We start from the raw sequence: 8060 nt of genomic DNA, 5'->3' as shown, positions 1-8060 counted from the left end.
GAAGACCAGGCCCGCCTGCTCTCCGAAGCGGTGGATGTGTTCGTCATCGAAGGCGAAGCCACCGGCGGAATGCGCCCGCATTCCGCAGCGCCCGCCGCCCCGGTCATGCCCGCCACGCCGGCACGGGCCTCCGTCCGTCCCGCACCACGCAAACCCGCCGCGCCGATCCGCCGCAAGCCCGAACCGGCCCTGGCCGACGGCGACTGGCAGGAGTTCTGACCACTGCCTTCCCGCTTTTGCCTCCCCCTTCAAAGAAGGGGGATTGAGGGGGATTGGCTCTTCGCGCCAAAAGCCAATCCCCCGTCACCCGCTCACGCGGGCGCCCGCCCCCTTTTCGCCTTCAACCGCCGAATGGCGGGTCAAGGGGGCTATCCACTGCAAGGACGACCCGCTGTTGCCTCCCCCTTCGAAGAAGGAGGATTGAGGGGGATTTGCTCTCGCGCGAAGAGCCAATCCCCCGTCACCCGCTGACGCGGGCGCCCGCCCCCTTTGTCAAAGGGGGCTACCACTTCACGGACGACCTTTTTTGCCTCCCCCTTCGAAGAAGGGGGATTGAGGGGGATTTGCTCTCTCTCCCTCCCTCACGCATCTCCACGCGTGCATCCACCCACAAAAGCACGATTACGCCTAAAGCCCGGCAGCGTACGGCCGATGGAGTGCTTTGCAGACCGCTCCCCCCATCGGCCTGGTGATTCTCCCGTCCTCACTACCGGCCTTTTTCATGACCCGCTCACTCCGGAACTTCGCAAGCAGCAGCGTCGCCACCCGCCTGATGTCCGGCACGGCCCTGATCGCCGCACTCGCCTTTGGCGTTACCGCCCTGATCACCTACGTCCGCAGCAGCAATGCGCTCCTGGATAGCGCGCATGCCAGCATGCAGAACCTCGCGCAGGCGGAGGCGGAACGCATTTCCGGAGACCTGGAACGCGCGTTCTCGACCAACGAGACGCTCCGCAACAGTTTCCTCAGCCAGCGGGCGCATGCCGGCCTGGATCGCGGCACCGCCAGCGCGATCATCCGCGAGCAATTGGTCACCCATCCCGAATGGGTCGGCGTGGGCACCATCTGGGAACCGGATGCGTTCGACGGCAAGGACGCGGAGAACGTCGCCACCGCAGGCCACGACGCCACCGGCCGGTTCATGAGCTACTGGGCCTGGAGCGACGGCCAGCCGATGCTGGAAGCGCTGCGCGACTATGAAGTCCCCGGCAATGGCGACTGGTATCTGCTGCCGCGCAAGCTCAAGCAGCCGGTGGTGCTGGAGCCGTACGAGTACGAGATCGGCGGTCGCAAGGTGCTGATGACCACGCTGGCCACGCCGATCGTGGAGAACGACCGCTTCGTCGGCGCGATGACCGTCGATTTCGCACTGGAGTCCCTGCAGAAATCCATCGCCAAATTGCGGCCGATGGGTGAAGGCCATGTCCGCCTGCTGTCGCCGGCCGGTACCGTGGTCGCCGATCCGGATCCGGCCAAGGTCGGGCGCAAGCTGGAAGACGCCGACACCCGTGCCGTGCTGGCCAGCATATCCAAGGGGCAGTCCGTCTTCCGCGAAAGCCGGGATGCGAACCTGGATGAGGATCTGGTGGAAGCCTATGTGCCGCTGCAGATCGGACAGGCCGCGCAGCGCTTTGCCCTGGGCGTGGTGGTGCCGCGCTCGCTGCTGATGCAGCAGGCCCGCTCGCTGCTGTTCACCATCATGGTGGTCGGTCTGATCGCCGCCGGCGTGCTGTGCGGTGCGTTGTTCGTGCTGATGCGTCGCCAGATCCTCAAGCCGCTGGCCGAAGCCGTGCGCATTTCCGACGCCATCGCCGAAGGCCGGCTGGACAATCGCATCGCCCAGGATCGCAACGACGAATTGGGGCAGTTGCAGGGTGCAATGCTGCGCATGCAATCCCAGATCCATGCACTGATCGGTGCACTGGGCGAAATGACCCGACGCCATGAAGAAGGCGCGATCAGCTATCGCATGGACGAGTCCTTGTTTCCCGGCGAGTATGGCCGGATGGCGCGCGAGACCAACGCGCTTATCGGCGAACACATCAAGGTGAAGATGCGCGCGGTCGAGGTGATGCGGCAGTACGCCGTCGGTGATCTGTCGGTGGACATGGAAGATCTGCCTGGCGAAAAGGCGGTCATCACCGAAGCCATGCGCGCCACCAAGGCCAGCCTGTCGGCCATCAACGCCGAAATCAAGCGGCTGGCCAGCGCCGCGGCCGCCGGCGACTTCAGCCAGCGCGGCGAGGTCGACCGCTACCAGTACGACTTCCGCGACATGGTCGCCGGCCTGAACCAGCTGATGGAAACCACCGACGGCAACCTGGACCAGGTCTCGCAGCTGTTGCAGGCCATCGCCCGCGGCGATTTGACCGCCCGCATGGACGGCGACTTCCACGGCGTGTTCGCCCGCATGCGCGATGACGCCAACGCCACCGTCGCCCAGCTCACCGACATCGTCTCCCGCATCCAGGACGCCTCCACCGCCATCAACACCGCCGCCGGCGAGATTGCCTCCGGCAACGCCGACCTGTCCCGCCGCACCGAACAACAAGCCGCCAACCTGGAGGAAACCGCCGCCTCCATGGAGGAACTGACCTCCACCGTGCGCCAGAACGCCGACTCGGCCCGCCAGGCCAACCAGCTGGCCATCGGCGCGGCTTCCGTCGCCTCCCAGGGCGGCAACGTCGTCGGCCAGGTCGTCACCACCATGCGCGACATCGAAGCGGCCTCGCGCAAGATTGCCGAAATCATCGCCGTCATCGACGGCATCGCCTTCCAGACCAACATCCTGGCCCTCAATGCGGCCGTGGAAGCGGCCCGTGCCGGCGAACAGGGCCGCGGCTTCGCGGTGGTGGCCTCGGAGGTGCGCACCCTGGCCCAGCGTTCGGCCAATGCGGCCAAGGAAATCAAGGGCCTGATTGAGGCCTCGGTGGACCAGGTGGCCACCGGCTCTTCGCTGGTCAACCAGGCCGGCGCGACCATGGGTGAAATCGTCGCCTCGGTCCAGCGGGTCACCGACATCATGGCCGAAATCGCCGCCGCCTCGCAGGAGCAGTCCGCCGGCATCGAGCAGGTCAACCAGACCATCACCCAGATGGACGAGACCACCCAGCAGAACGCCGCCCTGGTCGAGGAAGCCTCCGCCGCCGCCCGCAGCATGGAAGACCAGGCCCGCCTGCTCTCCGAAGCGGTGGATGTGTTCGTCATCGAAGGCGAAGCCACCGGCGGAATGCGCCCGCATTCCGCAGCGCCCGCCGCCCCGGCCATGCCCGCCACGCCGGCACGCATCTCCGCACGCCCCGCGCCACGCAAACCCGCCGCGCCGGTCCGCCGCAAGCCCGAACCGGCCCTGGCCGACGGCGACTGGCAGGAGTTCTGACCACTGCCTTCCCGCTGTTGCCTCCCCCTTCGAAGAAGGGGGACCGAGGGGGATTGGCTCTTGGCGCCAAAAGCCAATCCCCCGTCACCCGCTCACGCGGGCGCCCGCCCCCTTTTTCAAGTCGAGTCGTCGATGTCTCATGTCGAAGGTCGAAGGTCGAGGGTCGTGGGATTCAGGTGGCGTCGGCAAGGTCCGACGCCAAGGGGCTATCCACTGCAAGGACGACCCGCTGTTGCCTCCCCCTTCGAAGAAGGGGGACCGAGGGGGATTTGCTCTTCGCACCAGCAACAAACGCCTCTCAACCGCGCCGGCACAGGTCAACCCCCATCACGCTCACTCTCCCCTTCTCTAAAGAATCCGTGACGAGGTCGATATATCGGCAACTGTCCCGCTCCCCACCGGGCCTGGTCATTTCCGCTTCCCACACCGAACCCATGTCCGAACAGATCGAGGCCGCCACCCAGGAACCCGTGCGGTACGACGAGGAAGAGAAGTACCTGCTCAGGCACCCGCGCGACATCCGCCAGGTGCTGCAGGCGCTGATCGACCGCCGCGCCCTGATCAGCGCGCATCTGGTGCCGCGCGGTCATGTCTTTCCCACGGCACTCCTCGAGCTCGCAGCCGATGAAGGCAGCCTGCTGCTGGACGGCAGCATCAGCGAAACCATCAACCGCTCGGTCGAGGAAGCGGACCAGATCGTCTGCGTGTCACAGCTGGACCGCGTGCACGTGCAGTTTCCCCTGGCTGGTTGCGAACGCCTGCGCGTGGATGGACAGACCGCGTTCCGGGCGCCGTTGCCGGACCGGGTGCTGCGCCTGCAGCGGCGCGAGTTCTATCGCCTGCAGGTGCCGGTCGCGCATCCCGTGCGCTGCCAGGTTCCGTTCGGGTCCGGCGAAGAGGAACCGCAATGGGTCGACATGCGGGTGCTGGACATCAGCGGCGGCGGCCTGGCGGTGGAAGTGCCGCCGGAACGCCCCGAGTTCCGCCCGTTCCGTGAATACACCGACTGCCGGCTCCTGCTGCCGGACGGCGAACCGCTGCAGGTGCGGCTGATGGTCAAGAACCTGTTCCGCCAGTCCCGTCCCAACGGCCGGGAAATCTGGCGGGCCGGCTGCCAGTTCACCGACCTGCCGCGCGGCGGCGACGCCCAGATCCAGCGCTACATCTTCCGCATGGAACGGCAGCGCAGCGCCCGCGAGCGCGGAATCGGCTGACCCCCCGATTCTGCGGCCCCCATCCCGGTTCCGCCCGCCGCCTCCCCGCTCCGCCTAAAGTCCCCGCCCTGCCGGCCGATGAGTAGCGGGAAGGACGCCTCCGCGTCCCAGCCAGAATGCACAGGAGCATTGCGATGAGCGACAACAAGACCACGGCCGCGGAGTTCCTCAGCTTCGCGCTGGGCGAGGAGCACTACGGCGTGGACATCCTGAAGGTCCAGGAGATCCGTGGTTACGACGCCGTCACCCGGCTGCCGGACGCGCCCGAGTACATCAAGGGCGTGATCAACCTGCGCGGCACCATCGTCCCGGTCATCGACCTGCGCCTGAAGCTGCGCCTGAAGGAAGCGCGCTACGACGCCTTCACCGTGATGATCGTGCTCAACGTCGAGGACCGCGTGGTCGGCATCGTGGTCGACAGCGTCTCCGACGTGATCCCGCTGGAACAGGACCAGATCCGCCCGACCCCCGAGTTCGGCGCCAGCGTCGACACCCGCTTCATTTCCGGCATCGGCACGGTCGACGACCGCATGCTGATCCTGCTGGACATCGAGACCCTGATCGACAGTGCCGATCTGACCGAACACACCGCCGAAGCCGAAGCGGCCTGACGCCGCCTCGCGCGACGGTTCCATCGCATGACCGCCCGCGCGGGGGGAGCCAGGCTTCCCCTGCGCCCGCGCACGCCTCGCGCGGTTCCCTGTCAGGCATTCCCCTACGACCAAGGATGATTCAACGCGCGCGCGCTCCGCGCCGATAGCACTACCGGGCCCGGCGCCCCTCTGCCAGAAGTGAACGGAAGTCCCATGAAGTCCGCTGCATCCCGCCCGCGTTTCGGTGCCCTCTCCCCGCGCGGCAAGTTTCTCCTGACGCTGGCCGCGCCGGCCATCGGCGGCGTCATCCCGTGCAGCGCGAGCGCGCGCCGGGATCATCGCAGGCTATGGCAATGGCGGATGCGGTTCGACACCCGGCGGGAGGCGGCTTCCCCCCAGGTTCCCATACCAGCGTCCACTCGCGCCTGCACCCTCCGCTGACGCATCGCCTGATCCCACTTTCCTTCCCCCGAGTTCGCCATGAACCTGTCCCGCCGCTTCGCCAACCTGCCGGTCCGGCACAAACTCAACCTGCTCACCGTCCTGATCGCGATCGGCATCGTGGCCCTGGCCGTGATCGCCGCGCGCATGCAGTACCTGGATCTCTACGAGACCCGCAAGACGGGCCTGAAGACCCGTGTGGAGCTGACCTTCGGCATCCTCGATCACTACGCGGCGCTGGAGAAATCCGGCGAACTGGATCCCGCGGCGGCGCGCGCGAACGCGCTCAAGGCGATCGAGCGCATGCGTGGCAACAAGGGCGTGGACTACTACTACATCCATGACATGCAGCCGGTCATGCTGATGCATCCGATCCGCAAGGAACTGGCCGGCAAACCGATTGGCGACGAACGCAGCCCGGACGGCGTGTTGCTGTATCGGGAGGGCGTGGAAGCCGCGCGCCGTGGCGGCGGTTTCGTCGAGTTCCGCTGGCCCAAGCCGGGCGGCGACGAGCCGATCGCCAAGGTCGTCTACGCCGCGCCCTACAAGACCTGGAACTGGGTGGTGGCCACCGGCGTGTACATGGACGACGTGCAGAGCCAGGCCTGGATGTTCACCGGCATCATGACCCTGGCCGGCGGCACGCTGGTGGTCATCGTGGTGCTGCTGAGCTGGATCATCGGCACCCGTATCGTGGTGCCGCTGCGGCACGCCACCCGCGTGGCCGAGTCCATTGCCGCGGGCCGGCTGGAGAACGCCATCGGCGAGCAACCGCACGACGAACCCGGCCGCCTGCTGGAAAGCATGCACCGGATGCAGGACCAGTTGCGCGCGGTGATCGGCGCGCAGCGCGAAATGGCACGCCGCCATGACGAAGGCTCCATCAGCTATCGCATGGATGAATCCGCGTTCCCCGGCGAGTACGGGGACATGGTGCGCGAGACCAACGGCCTGGTGGGCGAGCACGTGGCCGCGATCCTGGACGCGCTGCGCATCATGCAGCGCTACTCCATCGGCGATCTGTCGGTCGACATCGCACGCCTGCCCGGCGAGAAGGCGCTGATGACCGAAACGGTCGATGCGGTGAAGTCGAGCCTTTCGGCCATCAACGCCGAAATCAAGCGGCTGGCCAGCGCCGCGGCCGCTGGCGACTTCAGCCAGCGCGGCGAGGTCGACCGCTACCAGTACGACTTCCGCGACATGGTCGCCGGCCTGAACCAGCTGATGGAAACCACCGACGGCAACCTGGACCAGGTCTCGCAGCTGTTGCAGGCCATCGCCCGCGGCGATTTGACCGCCCGCATGGACGGCGACTTCCACGGCGTGTTCGCCCGCATGCGCGATGACGCCAACGCCACCGTCGCCCAGCTCACCGACATCGTCTCCCGCATCCAGGACGCCTCCACCGCCATCAACACCGCCGCCGGCGAGATTGCCTCCGGCAACGCCGACCTGTCCCGCCGCACCGAACAACAAGCCGCCAACCTGGAGGAAACCGCCGCCTCCATGGAGGAACTGACCTCCACCGTGCGCCAGAACGCCGACTCGGCCCGCCAGGCCAACCAGCTGGCCATCGGCGCGGCTTCCGTCGCCTCCCAGGGCGGCAACGTCGTCGGCCAGGTCGTCACCACCATGCGCGACATCGAAGCGGCCTCGCGCAAGATTGCCGAAATCATCGCCGTCATCGACGGCATCGCCTTCCAGACCAACATCCTGGCCCTCAATGCAGCGGTGGAAGCCGCCCGTGCCGGCGAACAGGGCCGCGGCTTCGCGGTGGTGGCCTCGGAGGTGCGCACCCTGGCCCAGCGCAGCGCCAACGCCGCCAAGGAAATCAAGGGCCTGATTGAGGCCTCGGTGGACCAGGTGGCCACCGGCTCTTCGCTGGTCAACCAGGCCGGCGCGACCATGGGTGAAATCGTCGCCTCGGTCCAGCGCGTCACCGACATCATGGCCGAGATTGCCGCCGCCTCGCAGGAACAGTCCGCCGGCATCGAGCAGGTCAACCAGACCATCACCCAGATGGACGAGACCACCCAGCAGAACGCCGCCCTGGTCGAGGAAGCCTCCGCCGCCGCCCGCAGCATGGAGCAACAAGCGCAGAGCCTCGCCGAGGCCGTCGACGTGTTCGTCATCGAAGACAACGCGGCAGGCGCGCCGTCCCCGGCGCGGGCTTCCCGTGCGAACGGCCACCCCGCGAAGAGCACGCGGCCTGAGGCCGCTTCCGCCGGTATCGCCGCCACCCGCAAGCCCGCCGCACGGCGTGCCCAGCCCTCCGCACCCGCCTTCGCGGACGCGGAGTGGCAGACCTTCTGACGGACCGCGCCGCCCATGACCTTTCCCGTCATGCCATTGGTCCGACCACCGGGCATGACGGCCTCAAGCGGACGCGTCCGCGGCCGATATCTGATCCCGCCTGGAACCAACGGATGGCGC

The 8060-nt window shown here is 67.4% G+C and carries 5 protein-coding genes; all 5 read left to right on the top strand.

Going from position 1 to position 8060, the window contains the following annotated elements:
• Nucleotides 1–219 (top strand): hypothetical protein (locus tag FG323_RS19575; RefSeq protein ID WP_220094107.1); only part of this gene is annotated, 219 nt, incomplete at its 5' end.
• 502 nt (nucleotides 220–721) lie between these two features.
• Nucleotides 722–3379 (top strand): methyl-accepting chemotaxis protein, encoded by a 2658-nt coding sequence (locus FG323_RS00935; protein ID WP_141452549.1) that lies wholly within the window; start codon nucleotides 722–724, stop codon nucleotides 3377–3379.
• A 434-nt stretch (nucleotides 3380–3813) separates the two neighbouring features.
• Nucleotides 3814–4593 carry a flagellar brake protein gene (locus tag FG323_RS00930; RefSeq protein ID WP_141452548.1) on the top strand — a complete coding sequence of 260 codons (780 nt, stop codon included), beginning with the start codon at nucleotides 3814–3816 and terminating at the stop codon, nucleotides 4591–4593.
• Between the two features lie 134 nt (nucleotides 4594–4727).
• Nucleotides 4728–5204, top strand: coding sequence for a chemotaxis protein CheW (locus FG323_RS00925; protein WP_141452547.1), 477 nt, complete (start codon nucleotides 4728–4730; stop codon nucleotides 5202–5204).
• Nucleotides 5205–5666: 462 nt separating this feature from the next.
• Nucleotides 5667–7940 carry a methyl-accepting chemotaxis protein gene (locus FG323_RS00920; protein ID WP_141452546.1) on the top strand — a complete coding sequence of 758 codons (2274 nt, stop codon included), beginning with the start codon at nucleotides 5667–5669 and terminating at the stop codon, nucleotides 7938–7940.
• Nucleotides 7941–8060 lie beyond the last annotated feature (120 nt).

The organism is Pseudoxanthomonas sp. z9 (genome assembly GCF_006542425.1).
Lineage (GTDB): Bacteria > Pseudomonadota > Gammaproteobacteria > Xanthomonadales > Xanthomonadaceae > Pseudoxanthomonas_A.
Note: the sequence above shows the minus strand (reverse complement) of the source record. Positions and strands in the feature narration are given on the sequence as shown.

Excerpts from the sequence above, each read along its gene's own strand:
- FG323_RS00935 (WP_141452549.1), top strand. The coding sequence starts at position 722 with ATGACCCGCTCACTCCGGAACTTCGCAAGCAGCAGCGTCGCCACCCGC.
- FG323_RS00930 (WP_141452548.1), top strand. The coding sequence starts at position 3,814 with ATGTCCGAACAGATCGAGGCCGCCACCCAGGAACCCGTGCGGTACGAC.
- FG323_RS00925 (WP_141452547.1), top strand. The coding sequence starts at position 4,728 with ATGAGCGACAACAAGACCACGGCCGCGGAGTTCCTCAGCTTCGCGCTG.
- FG323_RS00920 (WP_141452546.1), top strand. The coding sequence starts at position 5,667 with ATGAACCTGTCCCGCCGCTTCGCCAACCTGCCGGTCCGGCACAAACTC.